Origin of the sequence: Staphylococcus caeli, from assembly GCF_900097965.1 — a bacterium.
Lineage (GTDB): Bacteria > Bacillota > Bacilli > Staphylococcales > Staphylococcaceae > Staphylococcus > Staphylococcus caeli.
Genome location: NZ_FMPG01000021.1, coordinates 1 through 25,709, shown reverse-complemented (window position 1 = coordinate 25,709; position 25,709 = coordinate 1). Strand labels below are relative to the sequence as shown.

At 35.3% G+C, this 25,709-nt stretch carries 22 protein-coding genes and 1 rRNA gene; 12 read left to right on the top strand and 11 right to left on the bottom strand.

The window, feature by feature from the left end; all coding sequences use genetic code 11:
• The first annotated feature begins 18 nt into the window (after positions 1-18).
• A 5S ribosomal RNA gene (gene rrf, locus BJS11_RS12680) occupies positions 19-133 on the top strand.
• Between the two features lie 588 nt (positions 134-721).
• Here the strand turns inward: rrf and ilvA are convergent.
• The 9 genes from ilvA to ilvD all read right to left on the bottom strand — a co-directional run bounded on the left by ilvA (position 722) and on the right by ilvD (position 11,723).
• Positions 722-1,990, bottom strand: coding sequence for a threonine ammonia-lyase IlvA (ilvA, locus tag BJS11_RS12675; protein WP_069996550.1), 1,269 nt, complete (start codon positions 1,988-1,990; stop codon positions 722-724).
• Positions 1,991-2,018: 28 nt separating this feature from the next.
• Positions 2,019-2,594, bottom strand: a complete 576-nt coding sequence (leuD, locus tag BJS11_RS12670; protein WP_069996549.1) for a 3-isopropylmalate dehydratase small subunit — start codon at positions 2,592-2,594, stop codon at positions 2,019-2,021.
• Between the two features lies 1 nt (position 2,595).
• Positions 2,596-3,966 carry a 3-isopropylmalate dehydratase large subunit gene (gene leuC, locus BJS11_RS12665; RefSeq protein ID WP_069996548.1) on the bottom strand — a complete coding sequence of 457 codons (1,371 nt, stop codon included), beginning with the start codon at positions 3,964-3,966 and terminating at the stop codon, positions 2,596-2,598.
• A 17-nt stretch (positions 3,967-3,983) separates the two neighbouring features.
• The gene (leuB, locus tag BJS11_RS12660) at positions 3,984-5,024 is read right to left on the bottom strand and encodes a 3-isopropylmalate dehydrogenase (protein WP_069996547.1); all 1,041 of its coding nucleotides are present in this window, start codon (positions 5,022-5,024) and stop codon (positions 3,984-3,986) included.
• Complete coding sequence (locus BJS11_RS12655; RefSeq protein ID WP_069996546.1) at positions 5,021-6,556, bottom strand: 2-isopropylmalate synthase; 1,536 nt, start codon at positions 6,554-6,556, stop codon at positions 5,021-5,023. The genes leuB and BJS11_RS12655 overlap by 4 nt, the downstream gene beginning before the upstream one ends.
• 157 nt (positions 6,557-6,713) lie before the next feature.
• Positions 6,714-7,718, bottom strand: coding sequence for a ketol-acid reductoisomerase (ilvC, locus tag BJS11_RS12650; protein ID WP_069996545.1), 1,005 nt, complete (start codon positions 7,716-7,718; stop codon positions 6,714-6,716).
• A 43-nt stretch (positions 7,719-7,761) separates the two neighbouring features.
• Positions 7,762-8,235 carry an acetolactate synthase small subunit gene (ilvN, locus tag BJS11_RS12645; RefSeq protein ID WP_069996544.1) on the bottom strand — a complete coding sequence of 158 codons (474 nt, stop codon included), beginning with the start codon at positions 8,233-8,235 and terminating at the stop codon, positions 7,762-7,764.
• Positions 8,232-10,022 (bottom strand): biosynthetic-type acetolactate synthase large subunit, encoded by a 1,791-nt coding sequence (gene ilvB / locus BJS11_RS12640; protein WP_069996543.1) that lies wholly within the window; start codon positions 10,020-10,022, stop codon positions 8,232-8,234. Before ilvB ends, ilvN begins: the two co-directional genes overlap by 4 nt.
• 12 nt (positions 10,023-10,034) lie before the next feature.
• Positions 10,035-11,723 carry a dihydroxy-acid dehydratase gene (ilvD, locus tag BJS11_RS12635; protein WP_069996542.1) on the bottom strand — a complete coding sequence of 563 codons (1,689 nt, stop codon included), beginning with the start codon at positions 11,721-11,723 and terminating at the stop codon, positions 10,035-10,037.
• 769 nt (positions 11,724-12,492) lie between these two features.
• On the opposite strand from ilvD, the gene tsaE reads away from it, so the two are divergent.
• The 5 genes from tsaE (at position 12,493) to BJS11_RS12610 (ending at position 15,648) form a co-directional block, all read left to right on the top strand.
• On the top strand, positions 12,493-12,963 hold the full coding sequence (tsaE, locus tag BJS11_RS12630) for a tRNA (adenosine(37)-N6)-threonylcarbamoyltransferase complex ATPase subunit type 1 TsaE (RefSeq protein WP_069996541.1): 471 nt from the start codon (positions 12,493-12,495) through the stop codon (positions 12,961-12,963).
• Entirely contained in the window at positions 12,935-13,597 is a 663-nt protein-coding gene (gene tsaB, locus BJS11_RS12625; protein ID WP_069996540.1) for a tRNA (adenosine(37)-N6)-threonylcarbamoyltransferase complex dimerization subunit type 1 TsaB, read from the top strand. The genes tsaE and tsaB overlap by 29 nt, the downstream gene beginning before the upstream one ends.
• Positions 13,570-14,034, top strand: coding sequence for a ribosomal protein S18-alanine N-acetyltransferase (gene rimI / locus BJS11_RS12620; protein WP_069996539.1), 465 nt, complete (start codon positions 13,570-13,572; stop codon positions 14,032-14,034). The genes tsaB and rimI overlap by 28 nt, the downstream gene beginning before the upstream one ends.
• Complete coding sequence (tsaD, locus tag BJS11_RS12615; protein ID WP_069996538.1) at positions 14,027-15,055, top strand: tRNA (adenosine(37)-N6)-threonylcarbamoyltransferase complex transferase subunit TsaD; 1,029 nt, start codon at positions 14,027-14,029, stop codon at positions 15,053-15,055. The genes rimI and tsaD overlap by 8 nt, the downstream gene beginning before the upstream one ends.
• A gap of 170 nt (positions 15,056-15,225) precedes the next feature.
• On the top strand, positions 15,226-15,648 hold the full coding sequence (locus BJS11_RS12610) for a VOC family protein (protein WP_069996537.1): 423 nt from the start codon (positions 15,226-15,228) through the stop codon (positions 15,646-15,648).
• 128 nt (positions 15,649-15,776) lie between these two features.
• Here BJS11_RS12610 and BJS11_RS12605 read toward each other — a convergent pair whose 3' ends face one another.
• The gene (locus tag BJS11_RS12605; RefSeq protein WP_069996536.1) at positions 15,777-17,378 is read right to left on the bottom strand and encodes a MutS-related protein; all 1,602 of its coding nucleotides are present in this window, start codon (positions 17,376-17,378) and stop codon (positions 15,777-15,779) included.
• Positions 17,379-17,739: 361 nt separating this feature from the next.
• Positions 17,740-19,668, bottom strand: a complete 1,929-nt coding sequence (locus BJS11_RS12600; protein WP_069996535.1) for an ABC-F family ATP-binding cassette domain-containing protein — start codon at positions 19,666-19,668, stop codon at positions 17,740-17,742.
• 144 nt (positions 19,669-19,812) lie between these two features.
• Here BJS11_RS12600 and BJS11_RS12595 point away from each other — a divergent pair, with 144 nt between their 5' ends.
• The 6 genes from BJS11_RS12595 to BJS11_RS12570 all read left to right on the top strand — a co-directional run bounded on the left by BJS11_RS12595 (position 19,813) and on the right by BJS11_RS12570 (position 25,631).
• Complete coding sequence (locus BJS11_RS12595) at positions 19,813-20,460, top strand: redox-sensing transcriptional repressor Rex (protein WP_142351604.1); 648 nt, start codon at positions 19,813-19,815, stop codon at positions 20,458-20,460.
• Positions 20,461-20,630: 170 nt separating this feature from the next.
• Positions 20,631-21,713 carry a YeeE/YedE family protein gene (locus BJS11_RS12590; protein WP_069996533.1) on the top strand — a complete coding sequence of 361 codons (1,083 nt, stop codon included), beginning with the start codon at positions 20,631-20,633 and terminating at the stop codon, positions 21,711-21,713.
• Positions 21,714-21,733: 20 nt separating this feature from the next.
• Positions 21,734-21,958, top strand: coding sequence for a sulfurtransferase TusA family protein (locus tag BJS11_RS12585; protein ID WP_069996532.1), 225 nt, complete (start codon positions 21,734-21,736; stop codon positions 21,956-21,958).
• Positions 21,959-22,106: 148 nt separating this feature from the next.
• Positions 22,107-23,060, top strand: a complete 954-nt coding sequence (locus BJS11_RS12580; protein WP_069996531.1) for a LacI family DNA-binding transcriptional regulator — start codon at positions 22,107-22,109, stop codon at positions 23,058-23,060.
• Positions 23,061-23,157: 97 nt separating this feature from the next.
• A complete protein-coding gene (locus tag BJS11_RS12575) occupies positions 23,158-24,642 on the top strand; it encodes a sucrose-6-phosphate hydrolase (RefSeq protein ID WP_069996530.1) in 1,485 nt (494 codons plus the stop codon).
• Positions 24,639-25,631, top strand: coding sequence for a carbohydrate kinase family protein (locus BJS11_RS12570; protein WP_069996529.1), 993 nt, complete (start codon positions 24,639-24,641; stop codon positions 25,629-25,631). Before BJS11_RS12575 ends, BJS11_RS12570 begins: the two co-directional genes overlap by 4 nt.
• Positions 25,632-25,709: the final 78 nt, after the last annotated feature.

The following is a 25,709-nucleotide window of genomic DNA, read 5'->3' as shown; positions in this document are numbered from 1 at the left end:
ACTTTATACATTTCATTGTCTGGTGACAATGGCAAGGAGGTCACACCTGTTCCCATGCCGAACACAGAAGTTAAGCTCCTTAGCGCCGATGGTAGTCGGACTTACGTTCCGCAAGAGTAGGACGTTGCCAGGCAATTTGAGACCCAATAGGGTCTCTTTTTTTGTCAAAAGAGCTTAACTTCTAGTTCGAAGAACTCAAAAATAATCCTGTTATGAGAAAGCGTTTGAAGCTGCCGAACTGAGGTATAGACGAAGCGAGCTTACAAGTGGTAAGTGAGCAAGGAAAACCCGAAAGAGAGAAAAGATGCGAACGCTTGTCTCATGGCAGGAAAAGCTCCTTAGCGCCGAAGGTAGCAGACTTACGTTCCGCAAGAGTAGGGTAAGAGGAACACATGAGTATTTACTCATGTGTAAACGTCACTAACTCATTAAAATGAGAGTGACGTTTTACAGGCAATTTGAGACCCAATAGGGTCTCTTTTTTTGTCAAAAGAGCTTAACTTCTAGTTCGAAGAACTGAAAAATAATCCTGTTATGAGAAAGTGTTTGAAGCTGCCGAACTGAGGTATAGACGAAGCGAGCTTACAAGTGGTAAGTGAGCAAGGAAAACCCGAAAGAGAGAAAAGCTGCGAGCAAATTAAAAAGGATTGCATGAGCAAATGCTTATGCATTAGTATTACTGAGCTCAATATAAAAAGAGACCTATTCTGGTCTCTTTTTATTAAATAAGCAATGAATAAAGCATTTTATTTTCATTAATATAAATATTTGATTTATCAAACGCATCGACATTTGATTTTAAATTTGCTAAATCATTATGATTATTTAACTGAATGCCTATGATAACTGTTCCTGTATTTTGGGATGATTTTTTTAGATATTCGAATTTTGTAATATCATCTTTTGGTCCAAGTACATCATTTACAAATTCTCTTAATGCACCAGGGCGTTGAGGGAAATTCAGAATGAAGTAGTGTTTCATTTCTTCAAATAATAATGAACGTTCTTCGATTTCTTTCATACGATTTATATCATTATTACCGCCACTGACAACACAGACAACAGATTTTCCTTTTATTTTCTCTTTATATTGATCCAGTGCAGCTACACTTAATGCACCAGCTGGTTCAGCAATGATAGCTTGTTTAGAATACATATCTAAAATAGTTGAACAAACAGCACCTTCATGGACCTGAACATACTCATCAACGACATTCTTAGAGATATCGAAAGTTATTTGTCCAACGCGTGCAACGGAGGCACCATCAACGAATTTATCAATATCAGATAATGTTACAATTTTATTCTCTAAAACTACTGAAGTATACATACTACTTGCACCTGCTGGTTCTACTCCCACAATTGAAGTTTGTGGCGAATGCGTTTTAAAATAGGTGCCTACACCAGATATTAATCCGCCACCACCAATAGCCGCAAATAAGTAATCGAAATGTACATTATCTTCGTTAGATTGTTCAATGATTTCTTTAGCCAAGGTTCCTTGACCAGCAATAGTATAAATATTGTTAAATGGATCAATAAAGTTCATTTTATTATCTTCTGTATAAATCAATGCTTCTTTGAGACATTCATCAAAAGTGTCTCCAGTTAAAATAACTTCTGCATTGGAACCACCGAAGAACTTAACTTGATTGATTTTTTGAAGTGGGGTAGTTACTGGCATAAATATAACTGCATTCAAGTTTAATTTACTAGCAGTATATGCGACGCCTTGTGCATGATTACCAGCACTAGCACATGTAATACCATTTTGCTGATCTTTTTCATCAAGTGCAACGATAGCATTATAGGCCCCTCTAAGTTTAAATGATCTTACCCATTGTAAATCTTCACGCTTTAAATATACATTACAATCATATTTTTGTGATAAATAGTGATCTTTTTGTAATGGCGTTTCTTTAACAATATCTTTTATTTGTAAGAAAGCTTCATCGATATCTTTTGAAGAAACAGTAGTTTTAACAGTCATAAATTTCACACCTTTGTATTTTGTAGTATTAGTATAATGATGATGACTCGTATGATTGAATAGCGTCTTCATATTGCAACGTTAAATCAATATCATCAAGGCCATTTACAAGTTTCTTTTTCCATGTCTCATCTATATTAAAATTAAACACTTTGCTATTAGCTGAAACCTTCTGATTTGGTAAATCCACAGTTATTTCACCAACTTGTGCAAGATAATCACGTGTTTGCTTATCCAATACTATTGGAAGCATGGCATTTTTAGTACAATTCATATAGAAAATATCACTAAAACTACCTGCAATAATAATATCAAAACCATAATCTTTAATAGCCCACGCGGCATGTTCACGGCTAGAACCACAGCCAAAATTTTCCCCAGTAATAAGAATCGTAGCGTCTTGATATTCTGGTTTATTAAGGTTAAAGTCGGGATTGTCGGAACCATCATCTAGATAGCGCCATTCATCAAAGGCAAATGGACCAAAACCAGATTTTGAAATACGCTTTAAATGGACCTTTGGAATAATTTGATCGGTATCAATATTGTCATTGAATAGTGGCACAACTTTACCTGTATATGTCGTAATTGGTTTGATTTCCATACTATACAACCACCTTTCTAACATCAATGAATCTACCATTGATTGCTGCAGCAGCTGCCATTGCAGGGGATACTAGATGTGTTCTAGCGCCTTTACCTTGCCTGCCTTCAAAGTTACGGTTGCTGGTAGAAGCGCAATGTACGCCACTTGGTACTTGGTCAGGGTTCATACCTAAGCACATAGAACAACCAGGTTCACGCCAGTCAAAGCCAGCTTCTTTAAATACTTTATCGAGACCTAACTTTTCAGCTTCCATCTTAACAGTACGAGATCCTGGCACAACGATAGCTGTGATGTTTGGATGTACTTTGTTGCCCTTTACAATTTCACTAGCTTCGACCAAGTCAGAAAGGCGAGCATTTGTACATGATCCTAGGAATACATATCCTAAGTCAATGTCTTCAGCTTTTTGACCAGGTTCAAGGCCCATATAGTTATAAGCACGTTCATCATTTACATTTTTTATTTCAGGGAAGGGTGTGCTGAAACTTACACCCATTTCAGGATTAGTTCCCCAAGTTACTTGTGGTTCTAAATCCGTGACATCTAATTTAATCGTACGGTCAAATTCAGCATCATCATCTGTGTAAAGTTCACGCCAAGTTTCGACTGCTTGGTCAAATTGCATGGCATATGGACGGCCTTTAACATATTCAAAAGTCGTTTCATCAGGTGCCATCATGCCATATTTTGCACCTGCCTCAATAGCCATATTGCAAATTGTCATTCTTGCTTCCATCGAAAGTTTACGAATTGTTTCGCCTGAAAATTCTAGGGCATATCCAGTTCCAAAATTTACACCGTATTGATTGATAAGATATAAGATAATGTCTTTGGCATATACGCCTGTAGGCAATTCGCCAGTAACTTCAATTTTTAAATTCTTTGGTTTAGTTTGCCAAAGCGTTTGGGTTGCAAAGACATGCTCAACTTCACTTGTACCGATACCAAATGCGATTGCACCAAATGCACCATGAGTAGCAGTATGTGAATCTCCACAAACAATTGTTTTACCAGGTTGCGTCAATCCAGTTTCTGGTCCAACCATATGGACAATACCTTGTTCATCAGACCCCATATCAAATATGTGGACTCCAAAAGCTTTAGCATTGTCTTGTAGTGTAGTGATTTGTTTATTAGCAATTTCATCTTTGATATAAAAAATATCTACAGTCGGTACATTATGATCAAGCGTAGCAAATGTTAAATCCGGTCTGCGTAACTTTCTATTTTGTAGCCTTAATCCTTCAAAAGCTTGAGGAGATGTGACTTCATGTATAAGATGTAAATCTATATATAATAATTGTGGGTCACCTTCTTTACCAGTTAAGACATGTTTGTTCCAAACTTTATCAAATAGTGTTTTACCCATATGACATCTCCTCCTTTTTAAAGATTATTTTTTATAAATTGTATAATTTCTGATGTATGGTATTGCCCATTAAGGTCACGGGTCGTTTTTCCTTCTTTAATGAGTTGATATATAACAGTTTCAAGTTTATCTGCAGCTGCATGTACTTCTAAGCTTTCTCTTAAACACATCGCAACTGACAACAACATGCCAAATGGATTAGCAATATCTTGATTAGCTATATCTGGGGCTGATCCATGTATTGGTTCATACAATCTTGGACCTTGTTCACTGAAACTTGCAGATGGTGAAAGGCCAAGTGAACCTGGAATAACGGATGCTTCATCACTTAAGATATCACCAAATAAATTTTCAGTTACGATAACATCAAATTGAGAAGGATTTGTGATTAAATGCATTGCACAAGCATCGACTAATAAGTGATTAACTTCCACTTCTGGATATTCTACAGAGATGGAATTGATGACGTTCCTCCATAATTTACTAGATGAAAGTACATTTTCTTTATCTACCGAAGTTAATTTTTTACGACGTTTTTGTGCCAATTCAAAGCCTACTCTAGCAATTCGTTCAATTTCAGCTCGTGTATACGTTAGTGAGTCTAATGCATTTTCCGTGCTTAGAGATTTTGGTTCACCAAAGTAAATGCCACCAGTCAGTTCTCTAACGATAATAAAATCAGTGCCAGCTACACGAGACTCTTTAATAGGTGATAAATGACTCGTTCCATTCGTCACGATAGTAGGGCGAATATTAGCAAATAGTCCTAGTGCTTTTCGAATACCAAGTAAACCTTGTTCAGGTCTATTGTTGGGACCTGTCCATTTAGGACCACCCACAGCACCTAACAGTATTGCATCTGCATTTTTACAAGCATTTAATGTTGTGTCTGGAAGTGGGGTACCGTGATGGTCTATTGCAATACCACCAAAATCATGTATTTCTAATTCGTATTCAAAGTTAAAGTCATTACTGAGTTGTTCAAGTATTTCTAATGCACCTGTCATAATTTCAGGTCCTATACCATCGCCAGGAAGGGCGACTATTTTGTGGCTCATGAATGCATACCCTCTTCCGTAGTTGAATGCGCAACATATTTAGCATGAGCTTCTACGTAAGATTTACATGAAGCTAGCAAGATATCGTGATCAATGCCAACGCCAGTGACAATTTGATCATTAATTTTTATTTGTACATGAACTTCAGCTTGTGCATCCGTACCTTCAGTGACAGAATCGATACGATAGTCTATGAGTTCTGTTTCACGATTGAAAATACGATCTATAGCATTATATATCGCAACGATTGATCCAGTACCGATACTAGAGTCTTGTGATGTGTTACCATCTTGATCTTTAATGACGACGACGGCACTTTGTAATCCATTCGATACAAATTGTAGTTGGAGTGTTTCTACTTTGTAAATTGCATTTTGCTCATGTTCTGTACCTTGAATTAATGCATGAATATCACGATCAGTTACCGCTTTTTTCTTATCAGCAATTATTTTAAATTGTTTAAATAGTGCTTTTTGTTCTTCTGGATTAACATCGTATCCTAAAGCAATCAGTTTTTCAGAAAATGCATGTTTTCCAGAAAGTTTACCAAGTGGTAATTCAGTGGTCTTCACACCAACAAGTTGCGGTGTCATGATTTCATATGTTTCTGGATTTTTAAGAACACCATCTTGGTGAATACCTGATTCGTGACTAAATGCATTTTGTCCGACAATCGCTTTATTTCTTGGAACGCGTAATCCAGCAAAGCGTGCGATTAAATCAGATGTTTGTTTCGTTTCTGCCAAATTAATCTTGGTTTGGTTACCATAATGATCTTGTCGAACGTAAAGGCCAAGTGCCACTTCTTCAAGCGCAGTATTACCTGCACGTTCTCCAATACCATTCAATGTGCCTTCTATTCGTTTGGCACCATTTTCAATGGCTGCCATACTATTTGCAACGGCTAGACCTAAGTCATCATGGCAATGTGCACTATAGATGACGTCATGATCAGTTTTTATAGAATCTTGTAGTGTTTTGAAAATTTCACCATATTCTTTTGGATAACTGAAACCTACAGTATCAGGGATATTAATGACACTTGCACCGGCATCAACAGCTGTTTGTACACATTCGATTAAAAATGGGAGCTCAGTTCTTGTTGCATCTTCAGGTGAAAATTGAACAACGTCAAAATAATTTTTAGCATATGAAACATGTTCTTTTATAGATGCGATGACTTGTTCTTTAGACATCAACAACTTGGAATCTCGATGTATCGGACTCGTTGCTATAAAAACATGAATTCTTGGTTTTGCAGCTGATTTTGTAGCTTCATAAACAGCATCAATATCCTTTTTTACACAGCGCGCTAATCCACATACTGCCGTAGTAGTTAGTGCTTGTGAAATTGCTTCAACAGATTTGAAACTACCTGTGCTTGAAGCAGGGAACCCAGCTTCAATTATGTCTACGCCCCATTTTTCTAATTGTTTTGCAATTTTCAGTCTCTCATCGAATGAAAAATTGACACCTGGTGTTTGTTCGCCGTCTCTAAGCGTTGTATCAAAAATTTGAATATGGCTATTCATTTTCAACATCTCCTAGTTAATAAAATTTTAGACTGATGTAAATAACCGAAGTATTGCGATCATTTTATAATTAAGTTGTAGTGTTATTGGACCTCAAAATTGGAGTTTTAGCTCACACAATGCTTAATTGTTTCGGTTAAATACATCATTTGTCTAATTATTTTTCAATGCTTTTAGATTTAATGAATGGCATCATATCACGTAGGTCTCTACCAACCGCTTCGATCTGATGTCCATGTTGTGTTTCACGTAATTTGTGGAATTCTTCGAAATTATTTTCATTATCTTTAATAAAGCGATTACTAAAGTTACCATTTTGAATATCTGTTAAAACGGCTTTCATATTCTCTTTAACATCTGGTGTGATGACACGTGGACCAGATACATAATCACCAAATTCTGCTGTGTTTGAAATTGAATAACGCATATTTTCCATTCCGCCTTCATACATAAGATCAACGATTAGTTTCATTTCATGTAGTACTTCGAAATATGCGATTTCTGGTTGATAACCAGCTTCTACTAAAGTTTCAAAACCTGATTGGATTAATTTTGTAGTACCACCACAAAGCACGGCTTGTTCACCAAATAAATCAGTTTCCGTTTCTTCTTTAAATGATGTTTCTAATACACCAGCACGTGTTGCACCGATACCTTTGGCATAACTTAAAGCTAAGTCAGTTGCTTCACCACTAGCATCTTGTTCAACTGCGAATAGGGCAGGAACTGCGCTACCTTCAGCAAATGTACGACGAACTAAGTGACCTGGCCCCTTAGGTGCAACTAGGAACACATCAACGTTTTCTGGTGGTTGAATAACACCAAAGTGGATATTAAAGCCATGTGCGAATACTAATGCATTATTTGCTTCTAAATTAGGTTCGATTTCTTCTTTATATACTTGACCTTGAATTTCATCTGGTAATAATACCATGATGACATCAGCTTGTTGCGCTGCTTCATTAACTGGATATACTTCGAAGCCATCGTCTTTTGCTTTATCAAAAGAACGACCAGGTCTAAGTCCGATAATGACATCATAACCGTTATCTTTAAGGTTCTGTGCATGCGCATGGCCTTGAGAACCATAACCTAAGATTGCTACTTTTTTACCTTGTAATGCATCTTTTGTAACTGATTGATCATAATAAACTGTTGTCATAATAAAATCCTCCATTTTTTAGTAAAGTTAATTAATTTTTTATTTAAACTAATGCTGCTGAACCTGTTCTAGAAACTTGCTCGATTTGAAATGATGATAGATCATCTAGTAAGTTGTCCATCGTATATTGCGGACCTGAAGCTTGTAAGAATGTATACTGTTCATCTTTTTTTAAAATAGAGACTAGCGCATCATAGGATTTAATCACATTCTGTAAATCTTGTTCGTTATTAGGCGTTCGTAATTTAATGAGTACTAATTCTCTGTTATAAGTATTGGTTTCGGTAATATCTTCAACGTCTATGATGTTAATTTGTTTTTCAAGTTGTTGTAGTAAATTACGTAATACATCTGTATCTGGTACTTCTGCTACAAACGTTATATCAGATATACCCTCCTCTAATGTAGGTGTCGCAGAGAGTGTAACGATATTAAATTGCCTACGAACAAAACTACTTGTTAATCGATTTAATGTACCGGCTTTATCTCTTACTTTTGTTCTAAAAGTCCTTCTCATAATAACCCCTCCATCTCGTGATTGGCTTTTCCACTCGGAACCATTGGTATTACTGGTTCAACTGGTGAAATATGAACATCGATTAAAGCTGGGCCATCATGTTGAAATGCTGCATCAATTTGTTGTTCTAATTGCGTTGGATTGTCCACGAGATATCCTTTTACATTATAGGCTTCAGAGAGTTTTAAGAAATCTGGTTGCCCATTAAATACTGAATGAGAAAAACGTTGATTGAAGAATTTATCTTGCCATTGTTTAACCATACCGAGCGTACCGTTATTAACTATGACAATTTTGATATCAAGGTTATATTCTTCTAAAATTGCCATTTCCTGATTGGTCATTTGAAAACCACCATCGCCTACAAAAGCAACGACTGTCTTCTCTGGTTCAGCTAGTTTTGCTCCAATTGCTGCAGGAATACCAAAGCCCATCGTACCTAAACCACCGCTCGTTACAAGTTGACCATGATTTTTAAATGGGTAATACTGTGCAACCCACATTTGGTGTTGACCAACATCAGTTGTTACAATGGCATCTCCTTTTGTAATTTCACCGATATACTCAATTGTACGTTGTGGTTTGGAGAAATCACCTTGCTCATCTTCTTGATAAGCAAAGGGTTGATTTACTTTGTTTTCATTACAAGTTTCTAGCCATGCTTCATGTTTAATTGAAGAGCTATCAAAATCTAATAGTGCTTCTAATGTAGCTTTACAATCTGCAACAATGCCCAAATCAACTTTGATTATTTTATTAATTTCTGATGGATCGATGTCTACGTGAACAATCTTAGCGTTTGGGGCAAATTCGTCTGGATTACTAGCTAAACGGTCATCAAAACGGCTTCCAAAGTTGATGAGTAAATCACATTCAGTTAGTGCCATGTTACTAGCATATGAACCATGCATACCACCCATACCTAGGAATAGGGGATGCTCATATGGAATTGCACCGAGGCCGAGTAAAGTGCTGACTACCGGTAATTGATGACGATCTACAAATTTAGTAAATACGGCATTTGCTTTCGCGTGGTTGATACCTGCACCAGAAAGAACAACGGGCTTTTTAGCACTTTTTAAATAATCACGTAGCTTTTGTATGTCTTCTTTTACTGGTTGCTTTGGTACTGTATAACCTGGTAATTCTATTTCATTTGTGATTTGAGCATTAGTAGATACAATACCCATATCTTTTGGGAAGTCGATTACCACAGGACCTTTTCTACCACTATTAGCGATATAAAAAGCTTCATGGATTATTTTAGGAATATCATTTACATTTTTCACTTGATAATTATGCTTTGTAATTGGTGTCGTCATTGATAATAAATCAGCTTCTTGGAATGCATCTTTACCTATCCCTGGTGTAGCAACCTGACCTGTGATAACAACTAAAGGAAGTGAGTCACTATATGCATCAGCAATACCAGTAATCGCATTCGTAGCGCCTGGACCACTTGTTACAACAACTACACCTGTATTACCAGAAACACGTGCATATCCTTCAGCAGCATGTGTCGCACCTTGTTCATGTCGAGCTAAGATATGTTTGATCTTACCATCATAAAATGTGTCATAAAGGGGAAGGACTGCGCCTCCTGGATAACCAAAAATAAAATCTACGTTTTCATTGGCTAGTGATTCAACTAAAAGTTCTGAACCAGAACGCATTTCATTTAATGTTTCTTGATCCAATTCAACTTCAGGTTCAAGTGATTCTGCGGCTTCTAAAGTATCGAAATCTTCTGACAATTTTTGCTCAAGCATGTCTGTTTGTTTAGTCATAATCCTCACTCCTTAAATGAGATTTTCAGGTACTTGCATAATACCACCCGTGTTAGCACTTGTTACTAATGCAGTGTAACGTGCAAGATAGCCTGTTTTTACTTTTGCTTTAAATGGTTTTAGGTTTTGTTTTCTAGCATCTAACGTTTCAGCAGATACGTCGACATTTAATGTACGATTTGTTAAATCAATTGTGATCTCATCTCCGTCGTTGATGAGACCGATTGGACCACCTGCTGCAGCTTCTGGAGAAATATGTCCTACAGCAATGCCTCGTGTTGCACCTGAGAAGCGACCATCCGTAATTAGGGCAACATCTTTACCTAATCCTCGTCCGACGATAGAAGATGTAGGGGCTAACATTTCAGGCATTCCTGGACCTCCTTTAGGACCTTCGTATCTGATTACAACGACATGACCTTCACGTACATCGTGATTATCAATGGCTTCAACGGCTTCATCATGTGAATCAAAACAAATGGCTTTACCTTTAAACACTTTAATTGAAGGATCAACTCCACCAACTTTAATGACTGCACCTTTTGGAGCTAAATTACCGTATAAGATGGAAAGGCCGCCTTGTTTATCATATGGATTATCGAGATGTCTTATCACATCACTATTTAAAATTTCTTTGCCTTCATTATTCTCACGTAATGTTTTGCCTGTTGCTGTGATTCTATCGGGATGTAGTGTGCCTTCTTTTTTAAATAATTCATTGATGATTGCAGGAACACCGCCAGCTTCATGGACATCATGCATTGAATAGGATGAACTTGGTGCAATTTTTGAAAGATAGGGTGTTTTTTTAGCGATTTCGTTAATTCTAGTTAAGTCATAGTCAACTCCGGCTTCATTAGCAATTGCAAGCGTATGGAGTACGGTATTTGTTGAACCACCCATAGCCATGTCTAGTGCAAATGCATCATCAATTGCTTCTTGAGTGACGATATCTTTAGGTTTTAAATCATTTTTAATATTATCTACCAGTTTGAATGCTGCTTCACGAATCATTTCTCTGCGTTGATCACTTACTGCTAAAGCTGTCCCATTGTATGGTAATGCTAGACCTAATACTTCCATTAAACAGTTCATTGAATTTGCTGTGAACATACCTGAACAAGATCCACAAGTTGGACAGGCATTTTGTTCCATATCTAAAAATTGTTCTTTTGAAATTGAACCATCTTTAAATGCGCCAACCGCTTCAAACATTGATGATAATGTGAGTGCTTTACCTTCAGAAGATAATCCAGCTTTCATTGGACCACCTGAACAGAAGATTGCAGGTACGTTAGTTCTAACCGCTGCCAGTAACATACCAGGCGTGATTTTATCGCAATTCGGAATGTAGAACACACCATCAAACCAATGTGCATTAATAACTGTTTCAGCTGCATCTGCAATGATTTCACGTGATGGTAGTGAATATCTCATTCCAATATGTCCCATTGCTATTCCATCATCTACGCCTATTGTGTCGAACTCAAAGGGGATGGCTCCTGCTTCTCTAATTGCTTCTTTGGCAATATCTGCGAGTTCTCTAAGGTGTACATGTCCTGGAACAATATCTATATATGAATTACAAATTGCCACGAAGGGTTTGTTCATATCTGTTGGTTTTTGTAATGCGCCCGTAGCGTGTAAAAGACTTCTTGCTGGTGCTTGTTGATCTCCTTTTTTGATCATGTCGCTTCTCATATTAATTCCCCCATAAAATTGAAAATAAAAAAGCGTCCCAATAAATTATTGGGACGCTTTTAAGTCCCATTCAACTAGAATAAGGACTTAAACTTTTAGTAGATACTTTACTAAAGTTCCAGTCCTATGAGCATAATAAAATGACTAAAATATTTGAAGTTGTTGGTTGTGGTTGTGTTGTTAGATTGGTCATTTTATTATACTCCTCTCGTTAGAATGGTTTATTTTTTTGATTTGTTTGAAATATCTAAAAATTCGATAAATTAAATTTACTACAACGTTGCTGCTGTGTCAATAATTATTTTAAATTTTCTATCAATTCAGATAATTAGAAATTAGAAGAAGTTGTTTCTGTTTGAAGTAATATGCGTTAAAATTTGTTAAACTATAATAGTTAATTTTAAGAAGACAATTATAAATAGGAATACATTTGCTAGAGCAAATGCATAAGCGAATCTACGCTACGTTAGATATAAAGGAACACATTTGCTAGACAAATGCATAAGCGAATCTACGCTACGTTAGGTTATAAAGGAATACATTTGCTAGACAAATGCATAAGCGAATCTACGCTACGTTAGGTTATAAAGGAATACATTTGCTAGAGCAAATGCATAAGCGTATCTACACTACGTTAGATACGCTAATAAAGTTCATGCATAAAAGCAACTATTCACAATAAATTAGTTAAGGAATACTTGAGCTAAAGCTCATGCATAAATGTCGCTAACCAAATAAATTTGGGAGCGTCATTAAAAAGGAGAGGGCAATGATAAAAATCAGGGATTTAGAAGGAATGAAGAGATTTGGTGAATTATTAGCACAACATTTATCGTCCGGAGATCTCATTTTACTTAATGGTGACCTCGGTGCTGGAAAGACGACGTTAAGTCAATTTGTCGGAAAAGCATTAGGTGTTAAACGTAACATTAATTCACCCACATTTAATATTATAAAGTCGTATCAAGGTACGAATTTGAAATTGCATCATATGGATTGTTATAGATTAGAACATTCCGAAGAAGATTTGGGTTTCGACGAATATTTTGAAGATCATGCGGTCATTTTAATTGAATGGAGTCAATTCATTTCTGAGTATTTACCGGCGGAGCATTTAACGCTCGATATAAAAGCAAATGAGGCATCAGAAAGAACGATAGAAATCAATGCGAATAGTGAGCATTATATAAACATAAAGGAGGCCGTCGAACGTGAATTATCTGTTGATGGATACATCTAATCAACCCATGTCAGTTGCGCTAATGAAGGATGACGTCTTAATTGCTGAAATAAATTCCAATGAGAAAACAAATCATTCAGTTCAATTGATGCCTGCAATATCAAAAATTATAAACGAAAGTGATATTGCTAAAGAAGACATTGATGCAATTGTTGTAGCACAGGGCCCTGGTTCATATACTGGTCTTAGAATTGGAGTGACTGTTGCGAAGACACTAGCATATGCACTTAATACAAAATTATATGGTGTATCTTCATTAAAAACGTTAGCTGCGTCAATCAAAGAAGAAGGTTGCTTAATCGTACCAATCTTCGATGCAAGGCGTGAAGCGGTTTATACTGGTATTTATAAAAATATTGATGGCAAACTCATACAATTAAAAGAAGACCAGTACTTACCTATTAATGAATTATTAACTTTACTTCATGATCAAAATGAACCATACCAATTTGTTGGCACAGATACTGAAAAATTAGCAGATTTATTAGATAGCAAATGCGTACCAAATTTGCCACAAGCAAAAGATATGCAATCATTAATCGATAAACCTGAAGACATTCATCAATTCAAACCAAATTATATTAAATTATCAGAGGCAGAACGAAATTGGTTAAACCAACAGAACAAGAACTAAATATTCGTTTGATGGGATTACAAGATGTGCCACAAGTATTCGATATCGAGCGTAATAGTTTTAATGATAGCAGTTGGTCAATTGATGCGTTTTATCATGAAGTGGAACAAAATGAATTTGCACATTATTTTATTATTGAATTCAATGAAAAAATAATTGGGTATATCGGATTATGGATTGTGATTGATCAAGCACAAATTACGACAGTAGCAATTGATGAAGCATTTAGAGGCCATGGCTTGGGACAACTATTACTCAAGTATGTTATGAATTATGTTCAAACAAAGTGTGACATGATGAGTTTAGAAGTACGTGTAGATAATAAAATCGCACAACGTGTTTATACAAATTTAGGTTTTCAATATGGTGGAAAGCGTAAAAATTATTACGGTGAAGGTGAGGATGCATTAGTGATGTGGGTGAATTTAAATGAATGAAACAACATTAATATTAGCAGTAGAGTCTAGTTGTGACGAAACAAGTGTGAGTGTCATCAAAAATGGTACTCAAATTTTAAGTAATGAGGTACTTAGTCAAATTGAAAGTCATAAAAGATTTGGCGGTGTGGTCCCTGAAGTTGCCAGTAGACATCATGTTGAAGGTATTACTACTACCATAGATAAGGCGTTAGAAGCAGCGCATGTAACAATGAAAGAGATAGATGCTGTGGCTGTTACCCAAGGACCTGGTTTAATTGGTGCATTGTTAGTCGGTATAAATGCTGCAAAAGCTTTGGCCTTTGCACATGACAAACCATTAATTCCTGTGCATCATATTGCAGGTCACATTTACGCTAACCACTTAGAAAATCCGCTTCAATTCCCACTGATGGCATTAATCGTCTCAGGTGGACATACAGAATTAATTTATATGAAAGATCATTTAAACTTTGAGGTTATTGGTGAAACACGTGATGATGCTGTAGGTGAGGCATATGATAAAGTTGCGAGAACTATTGGTTTAGGTTATCCAGGTGGACCAAAAGTTGATAAATTAGCAGCTGAGGGTAAAGATAGCTATCAATTTCCAAGAGTATGGCTCGATAAAGATAGCTATGACTTCAGCTTTAGTGGTCTAAAAAGTGCAGTTATTAATAAACTGCATAATTTACGTCAAAAAGGCGAAGCAATAAATGAAGCGGATGTAGCTGCAAGTTTTCAAAATAGTGTCGTAGAAGTATTAGTAGGTAAGACGATATCGGCTTGTTCAAACTATAATGTAAAGCAATTGGTAGTAGCAGGTGGCGTAGCGAGTAATAAAGGTTTGAGAGCAAAATTAGCAGAAGCATGTGACGTGAATCATATTAACTTGGCAATTCCAAGTCCGAAATTATGTACAGATAATGCGGCTATGATTGGTGCTGCAGGTCATTATCTATATCATGCTGGTGTAAGTGCAGATATGACTTTAAATGGTTATAACAGTATAGATATTGAGCAATGTACAATTACTAACTAAAAAATGAGTATAGTTGAATAGATGGATTAATAAACTGAGACTAATCATAAGTCTCGGTTTTTTGCGGTTGTTTTTAGCAAAAAATGGGTATATTAATTTTAGAGTTTTGATAATACCAAAATTTATAGATGCAATTTAATTGAAAAGTTAATCTGAGGAGGCAATATGTAATGAAAGCAGTACAATATTTTAATTTTCAAAATAGCAAAGCAGCATTGAATTTCTATGAAAAACATTTAGGTGCAACTGATATCAAACGTATTACAGGCGGAGATGAAATGTTTAAAGATATGCCAGAAGAGTTTCAAGTAGATCCTGATTTCACGATGAATGCTTCGTTTAAAATTTTAGGAGAAAGTTTCTATTGTAGTGATACGTGGAAGAATAAAAAAATTGATAACAGTGGGGCAGTAGTGACATTTACATTTGATAATTCAAATGAAGCGGATAAAGCCGCTGCAAAAGCATTTTTTGACAAGGCAGTTGAAGGTGGTTGTGAAGTGACAATGCCATTAGGTGCGACAGAATGGTCTGAATTCTATGGTATGTTTAACGACCCATTTGGTGTTACTTGGATGGTAAATGCTGAATAAAAAGTGATTTAAGTGTTTGAAAGAGCATTTAAATTTAAATATTGATATTTTGCTTCACGAGTTAAATCAAAAACGGGACAGTAACCATGATACTTCATTGTATTGGTAACTGCCCCTTTTTAATATGTTTAATTGTCGTGATTTGCTAATTTTTTAGCACGATTATAAATTTGATCTGGAAAATCCATAATACGTAATAATTCAATGGCATTTCTTGTATCTGCTTTGCCAGGTTTAATTTTAAAATCAAATGAAATTTCATTGTGAGAAATAGATTCATTGAAATGGTAATTAATGTAATTCCGTTCTAATAAAATGGATAGTTCAATGTCGTGTGTTGCCGCTATAACTGTATAAGTTTGTAATTGGTTTAAATAATTTAATACTGATTCTGAAGCAGCGATACGTTCTGTCGTATTGGTACCCTTGAATATTTCATCGATAAAGACATAAATTTTATTATTGGATCTAATATCAAACAATCGTTTAATCGATTTTACCTCTGACATAAAGTAACTATCTCCAGATAATATATCATCTTGATTAACCATAGATGTGTAAACTAAGCCAGGTTTATAAACAAACTTAGAAGCAGAAGCAGTATGTATCGTCTCAGATAAGACAATATTAAGCGCAACAGCTTTCATAAATGTTGATTTACCTGAAGCATTCGAACCGGTTAATAAGATATGGTTGTCGATTGTTAAACTATTAGGAATCGCTTCAGTAATTAATGGGTGTGTTAAATCTTCGAAATCAATGCAATCATCAGCTGTCTTTTCTGGAAGTGTATAGCTATCCAGTGTTTCTCTCCATAAAGCTACGGCATAATGATTATCGAGGTGAGCAATATAGTCATAGCATGCCATCACTTCATCTTCATATTTCTTGAAACTGTGTTGAATCAAATGAAATAAATGATAATCTAACATGAAAATTAATTTGAATAGCATGGAAAAAATTGAAGTTTCATCAGTTGAATTTACACGACCAAGTAATCCGCTAAACCGACGCGCAGTTGTAAAATGTTTGAAATTCACATCCAAATTAGGTGTTAATGGATTTGAATGAAGCTCATAAGCTTTCTTAATTACGGTAGAAGTGTAGAACATAGAATTCAAATCCTGTTCATAGCTTCGTTTAAGTATACCACTTAATACCATATTGAAAATTGCAAAAATAATCGTTAGTGTGATGCCGATACCAGGTACGAAAAATGCACTTACTGCGAAAATCAGTGGTAAATATGTACATATCATGAAAAATGGATTTCGCTTAATTGGTGCAATTTGATCTGGAAATATAGGATAAATCGCCTTGCCAATTTGAGCTAAGTGTAACGAAATTTCAGTTCTAAATGTTTGATTTGTTCTAAAATGAGTCATGAGTGATTCATCTTGCACTTTGAACATATTACGCAAGGTTGCATAAAGTCTCATTTCTCCAATAGCAGTAAAATTAAAATTCATATTATGAAATACACTATCTAAATTTAAATCGGACCAGGTCTTATCATCTAACTGTTGATGTTCTTCATGTTGGTGTTGGTATGTGTCAAATTGATAACTATATGTATGGTTAGGCCTGATAAATCTTTCAAGTGTGCGTTGTGATGCCCATAATGTTGAAATATCGCGAGCTAACTTTTTATTTGCAACGATGGGCGTCACTATAGTCAGCGCTGTAGCTGCTATGATAAAAGCAATAAAGAACCATAATATTGGAGGCATAGTGAAACGTTTCCTTTCTATTACTATGTATTTTAGTTAGTTAATTATATTATGACATTGTGAATATGGAATAACAAATCATGTTGAAATGAAATATTAGTATTACGGTAGAATGTCAATAGGGAACGTGCGTACTTATCAACAAATGGTGCACAAGTTGTGGATAACATAGTGTAAATGATGTGGATATAAGCCGATTTCTGAATTTTATATACGAATAAAAGTTACATATTACCTGTGTATAACTAGGATAACTCTGTGGATAGCTATAGTGATAGGTGTTTTAATGTGAATAGTTTTGAAGATAATTATTATTAAAAAAACAGATAAAGTAGAAATTTCTACTTTATCTGTTTGGTACTTAAATTAACTTTTCTTGTAATTCTGCCCATTCTGACATGACTTGTTCTAACTTTTGTTCGGCTTCTGTTTTTGCAAGTGCTAGTTCATTGGCTTTTTCTGGATTAGAATAAACTTCCGGTTGGGTCAATTGTTCGTCAATCTCGTTAATTTCCTCTTCATACTGATCAATTTGGGTTTCACATTGTTCGATTTTACGTTCGATTTGTCGTTGTTCTCTTTTTTGTGCCTTTTGATCAACATAAGAATTTAAGCTTTGCTCATTTGGTTCTGACATTATAGGATTTTCTAAGTCTTTTTTAGCTTGTAATGCTGCTTTTTCTTCAATTTTTTCTACATAATATTGATAATTTCCTAAATACATCGTGCCACCGTCGTGATTTAAATCATATACTTTATTTGCAAGTTGATTGATAAAATAACGATCATGGGAAACAAAGATAATCGTACCATCAAAGTTAGCGAGCGCTTGTTCTAACATTTCTTTTGAGTCAATATCCAAGTGGTTTGTAGGCTCATCTAATATGAGTACGTTATTACGTTCTAACATGAGTAAAGCCAATTGTAATCGTGCTTTTTCGCCACCAGATAAATCATTGATGATTTTTTTGACATCATCTTGAACAAATAAGAAACGGCCTAATACAGCTCGGATATCTTTTTCATTCATTGTAGGGTATTGATCCCATAAATAATCTAAAATCGTTTTATTGGATTTAAATTCAGCTTGTTTTTGATCATAGTAACCAATTTTTAAATTTGCACCAGTTGTTATTTCGCCACCGAGTTGATTTTGAATACCTGCTATGGTTTTAATTAGAGTCGATTTGCCAATGCCATTTGGACCGATAATAGCAATGTGATCTCCTTTTGTAACTTCCATTTGAATACCTTGGGAAATAGGTGAAGCATAGCCAATTGCTAAATCTTTAATATGAAACACATCGTTACCTGTATTTCTATCAAAATCAAATTGAATGTTTGCACTTTTAGCATCAATCATAGGTTTATTTATGCGTTCAATTTTTTCCAATGTTTTACGACGACTTTTTGCCATACCTGTCGTTGAAGCACGTGCGATATTTTTCTCAACAAACGTTTCAAGTCGTTTGATTTCAGCTTGTTGTCTTTCGTATTCTTGCATGCGTTTTTCATAGTATTTATCACGTTGTTCTATGAATTGCGCATAATTTCCAACATAATGTTGAACATCTCCAAGAGCCACATCATAAATCTGCGTAACAATTTTATCTAAAAAGTATCTATCATGACTGATAATAACAATGGCACCATTAAAGAAATTCAAATAGTTTTCTAACCATTGTGTCGTTTCCATATCTAAATGGTTTGTAGGTTCATCAAGTAACAATAAGTCTGGTTCGCTCAATAGCATTTGAGCCAGAGATAATCTTGTTTTCTGACCACCACTAAAATCATTAATAGGTCGATCAAAGTCCGCTTCACTAAAATTCAATCCATGTAACACGGTCTTTATCTTACTTTCATATTGATAACCATCTTGTTGCTCAAATTGGTTGGACAGCGACTCATAACGATTTAAATGAGCTATATAATCTTCAGTATCATATGCATCCGCATGTTGTGCTAGCCAATCTGTTTCCTTATTCATTTCAAGCTCTAATTTTTTGATTGCTTCAAAAGGTTGTGACATTTCATCAAATACCGTTTGATCCGTATCTAAAGTCATTTGTTGTGTTAAATAACCAAGTTTTAAATTTTTACTTTTCGATACATGTCCCTCGTCATAATCTTCGACGCCAGCTATAATTTTCATGAGTGTAGATTTCCCAGCACCATTGCGACCAACGATACCTATACGTTCTCCTGATTTTACTTCAAAATCGACATTGCTAAAAATGTCTTCACCATCGAAAGATTTAGTTAAATCATTAAGTTGTAGTAATATCATTCTATTTGCACCTCTCTATTCATTCCTATTCTACAGTATTCATAGCATGGTTAAAACTATCAGTGTTTATTTTTATGATGCATTCATGTATAATATTTTAGTGATTATAAGATTATTGAGTGACAAACATTGAAATAGGGGGACATGATCTTGGCTAATCAAAGCGAAAAGATTCCTCGTGCCACATTGAAACGTTTACCGTTATATTATAGATTCGTCAATACATTGAAATCGAAAGGTATAGACAGAGTTAATTCCAAAGCAATCAGCGAAGGTTTAAATATTGATTCTGCAACGATACGCAGAGATTTTTCTTATTTTGGAGAATTGGGAAAAAAAGGATACGGCTATAATATAGATAGTTTATTGCATTTCTTTAAAAATGAAATAAGCGAAAACGATGAAATTAAAATTGCAATTGTAGGTGTAGGGAACTTAGGGAAAGCATTACTCACATATAACTTCTCGATTCATGATGAGATGACGATTACAGAAGCATTTGATATCAGAGAAGAAATTATTGGGACACAAATAGGTAAAGTGACAATTAGTCCGTTTGATAAGATTAAGGAAATACTAGCGCAAGAACAAATAGATGTTGTCATACTAACAACACCTGAAGAAGCGGCTCAAAAAGTTGCTGACACGTTGGTCGAAGCAGGTGTTAAAGGTATTTTAAACTTTACGCCTAGCAGGGTATTAACGCCTTCAGACGTTCAAGTACATCATATTGATTTAGGTATAGAATTACAGTCTTTATTATTCTTTATGAAAAATTATAGTAATAAATAATATCATCTCAAACTAGCATTTTATAAGTGCAACATTTTGGTTTTTGCCAAGTGTACTTATAAGACGCTAGTTTTTTGTTTGTAAAATAATTTATGAATCAGAAGGTTGAAATTTTTTATAGAATCTAATATTATTAATCTTATTGATTTTATCGGAAAAGAGGGCGTAAGATGACATGGTTAATCATTAGTGGACTGATTGTTGGTGCCTTATTAGGCTTCGTGATGCAAAGAACTCGATTTTGCTTAGCTGGTGGATTTAGAGATATGTATATTCAAAAGAGCAATAAAATGTTCTATGCATTACTTATAGCTATTACCGTTCAGAGTATTGGCTTATTGATTTTAACATCAACAGGGCTCGTACAAATTCCAACATCGACTTATCCTATTATTGGGACAGTTATTGGGTCATTTATTTTTGGATTAGGTATTATCTTGGCAGGTGGATGCGCTACTGGAACTTGGTATAGAGCAGGAGAAGGATTAATAGGTAGTTGGATGGCGCTAATCGCATATGCATTTACTGCAGCAGTTACAAAGTTTGGTTTATTATTACCGTTGATGAATGGGTTGAATAAGCCAACGAATGTCAATACGAGTATGTTACAAACAACAGGTATACCGACTTGGATATGGGTTGCATTACTTACGGTTATAACAGTGTTTTTTGTAGTGAAAACGCTACGCAAGCCTAAACCTAAATTTGCAGTTCCTAAATTAAAACAAAAATTCACCGGTGTACGTCATTATTTATTTGAGAAAAAATACCATCCTTTTGTTGCTGCTATTGCAGTTGGTTTGATTGCACTACTTGCATGGCCTATCAGTGAAACAACTGGAAGAATGTACGGTTTAGGTATCACGACACCGTCAGCGAACTTAGTTCAATTTTTCTTAACTGGTGATGTGAAGCTCCTCGATTGGGGCGTATTCCTTGTACTTGGTATATTCTTAGGTTCATACATTGCTGCTAAGGGTGCGAGAGAGTTTAAATGGCGTTTGCCAGATAAGAAAACGATACGTAATAGCATTATTGGTGGTGTATTTATGGGATTTGGCGCGTCAGTTGCAGGTGGATGTTCGATAGGTAATGGATTAGTAGAAACTGCAACGATGTCATGGAAAGGTTGGATTGCACTTGCATCTATGATTCTTGGTGCATGGACAATGAGTTATTTTGTATTTATTAGACCGATGAAAAAAGCGCAAAAACAAGTTTCTGAAACAAATACAACAGCACAAACAACATAAATGAGAAGGAGGACGTAAATATGGTACATGAACTAGGTACAGTGGGTATGGTTTGTCCATTTCCATTAATAGAAGCACAAAAGAAAATGAATACACTTGGTCAAGGTGACGAGTTGAAAATTGACTTTGACTGTACACAAGCGACAGAAGCATTACCGAATTGGGCAGCAGAACAAGGGTATCCAGTAACAAACTATGAACAGTTAGATGATGCTTCATGGACAATTACAATTCAAAAATCATAAAAGTGAGAATAAACCAACTTACCTTATTTAAGGGATTATAAACTTAAATAGGTAGGTTGGTTTTTATTTTTTAAATAGTATTTAAAGCGATGGCATTATGATAGAATAAATATTGTTTACAATAGCGAATTAATGAGAGTGAGAAACTATGAAAAATATTGACGATATCGCGAAATTAGCGGGTGTCTCTAAAAGTACAGTATCCAGATATTTAAATAATGGTTCAGTTAGTAGTCAAACGAAACAAAAATTAGATGAAATTATTCAAACGTATGATTATCAACCAAACCAATTTGCGCAAAGCTTACGTGCACATCGTACAAATATGATTGGTACGATTATTCCCAGAATGAATTCACATGCTGTAGACGAGACGGTTAAAGGGATTAAGACGATATGTGACAAATTAAATTATAGATTATTATTAAATTACACAAACTTGAATACAGAATTAGAAATTGATGCATTGGAGACCTTCTATAGAAGCAAAATGGACGGTGTTATATTTATGGCAACCGATATTACACCAGAACATATAGAAGTCATCAATAAAGTACGTGTCCCAGTCATCATTGTTGGGCAGTCGCATAAGGATTTGCACTGTATTACCTATGACGATTATCAAGCGGGATATTTAGTTGGTGATTTGCTAGGGCAAAAAGGTTATCAACATATCAAATTCTTTGGTGTAACTGAATCAGACAGTGCGGTTGGTATACATAGGAAAAATGGTTTGATTGCTGGTTTACAAAAACACGGTATACAACCAAGTATTTCGATTACTTCTTTTCACTATAGTGAAGCATTGATAGATGTGGAGAAAGAATTACAAACACATAAGCATTATGATGCAATCGTTGGTGCGACAGATGCAATTGCATTAGCAGTACATAAATATCAGTCAAAACATGGGATTTCTAAACATGTTGTTGGCTTTGGTGGGGATCCCGTGACAGAAATTGTATCACCGCCCATTCAAACAGTTCCTTATGCCTTTGAACATGCAGGTGAAGTTGCAATGGATATGTTGGATAAAATGATTCAACATCAACCTGTCGAAAAAGAAATTGTTATAGGCATAGACCAAACATTTAAAAAATAAACTAAACATGATATTATTAATTAGTAAATAATGGAACCGGTACCAAAATATAATTTTAAACTGATATAAAGGAATTTTTAATAGGAGGAAACATGACATGGCACAGTGGACAAATGAAGCACGCTACCAAAAATATGAGGATGTAGACCAATCAACGCTCGATGCATTAACCGAAAAAGTGAATCAATCTGAATATCGACAAACATTCCATATACAACCAACAACAGGATTGTTAAATGATCCGAATGGACTCATTTATTTTAATGGAACATACTATATTTCACATCAATGGTTCCCACTTGGACCTGTCCACGGATTAAAATATTGGTATACATATACAAGTAAAGATCTTGTACATTTTGATGCGGTTGGACCAACGCTTAAGCCAGACACTAAAGATGACAGTCATGGTGTATACAGTGGTAGCGCATTTGAATACCATGGACACCTTTATTATATGTATACAGCCAATCATAGAGATGAAGATTGGAACAGAATATCGACACAACATATAGCTAAAGTTTCAAAAGACGGGGAGATTACGAAATTCCCCAAACCAGTTATTGGAGCGCCGCCATTTGGCTACACACAACATTTTAGGGATCCAAAAGTTTATGTAAAAGATGATGTATATTATGCCTTTATCGCAGCCCAAAATATCGACAAGCAGGGCAGAATCTTACAATATCGCTCTACAGATATTGTAAATTGGGAATTTCAAGGTGAAGTCAAAACAAATTTAGATGATTTTGGCTTTATGTGGGAGTGTCCGGACTATTTTAACTTAAATGGTTACGATGTATTATTATTCTGCCCGCAAGGTATTGAAGCTGAAGAAGAACGCTTTAAAAATATTTATCAATCCGGTTATATCATGGGACAATATGATATTAATCAAATGACGATGAATCATGCTGACTTTCATGAATTAGATTATGGATTTGATTTTTACGCACCACAAACGTTTTTAGATGAGCATGGTCAACGCATTCTCATAGGATGGATGGGATTACCGGAAGTTGATTATCCTTCTGATGTTGACGGCTGGGCACATTGTTTAACGATTCCGCGTGTGTTGACAATTGAAGAAGGAAACTTGAGACAACGTCCAATTAAAGCATTAGAACAATTACGAACAAATAAAGAGACTGCTTTAGGGTATGCTAATAAATTTACGAAACAATTACATCCTTATGAGGGTAAACAATATGAACTCATTATAGATATATTAGATAACGAAGCTACAGAACTGTATTTTGAAGTACGTACAAGTAAAACTGAAACTACTTTAATTACGTATAATACGAAAGAACAAAAAGTTACATTCGATCGTAGTGAAAATAGTCAATTACCTACTCCCGTTGAAGGTACGACAAGAACGACATATTTAGATACGCCTTTAACACAACTTCAAATGTTCATTGATACATCTAGTATTGAGATATTCTGTAACAATGGAGAACGTGTGATGACTTCTAGAATATTTACAGACGCATCGGCTACAGGTATCAAAACTTCAACTGAATCAGGACAGGTTTACCTACGTTTTACAAAATATGATTTGAAAGGTGATGCAGAATGAGACGTTTACTTGCAATCGGAGAAGCATTGATTGACTTTATTCCAAACACAACAGATCCTAAATTAAAAGACGTCGAAGGCTTTTCACGTCAAGTTGGCGGCGCGCCTTGTAATGTAGCTTGTACAACAACGAAACTTGGTGGGCAAGCAGAAATGATAACACAATTGGGACAAGATGCATTTGGCGATCTCATTGTTGAGACAATCGAAGACATAGGTGTAGGTACTCAGTACCTTAAACGTACACAAGAAGCCAATACTGCATTAGCTTTTGTGAGTCTTACGAAAGAGGGAGAGCGCGATTTTTCTTTTTATCGCAAGCCGTCAGCAGATATGCTTTTTCAATCTTCAGATGTGGAAAATATCCAAGTAACAGAAAAAGATGTATTGCATTTCTGTTCGGTAGATTTGGTTGAAAGCCCTATGAAACAAGCGCATCAAGCTCTGATAGAAAAAGTAAAACAAGCAGGAGGAACAATTGTATTTGATCCGAATGTACGTTTACCGTTATGGGAAGATGCCGAAGATTGTAAAAAGACGATTCAATCATTTTTACCTTTAGCGAATATTATTAAAATTTCCGATGAGGAACTCTCGTTTATAACTGGATATGAGGATGAAGCACAAGCCATTCAATGGTTATTCCAAGGCGATGTCGAAGCGGTTATTTATACAAAAGGGGCTGCAGGTGCGGTTATCTATCTGAAAGATGGAACTGTAAATAGCCACAATGGATATAAAGTAAAACCAGTAGATACAACAGGAGCTGGTGATGCATTTATTGGTGCATTAATCAGTAAATTGTTAAAAAATGAATATATGAATCCAATACAGTTGCTGAAAGAAGAAGGCGAATCGATACTAGCATTTAGTAACTATGTAGCAGCAATGGTTACAACGAAATATGGTGCAATAGAGAGTATCCCAACTTTGAAAGAAGTTAGGCTCTTTGTCAATAACGGTTGGTCTATAAAAAATGAATATATTTGATGCATCAAGCAACTTTTGAATGTTGCTTGATGTGTTTTTTATGTTCAGAGACAAATAATCTAGAAATTATAAGTATTC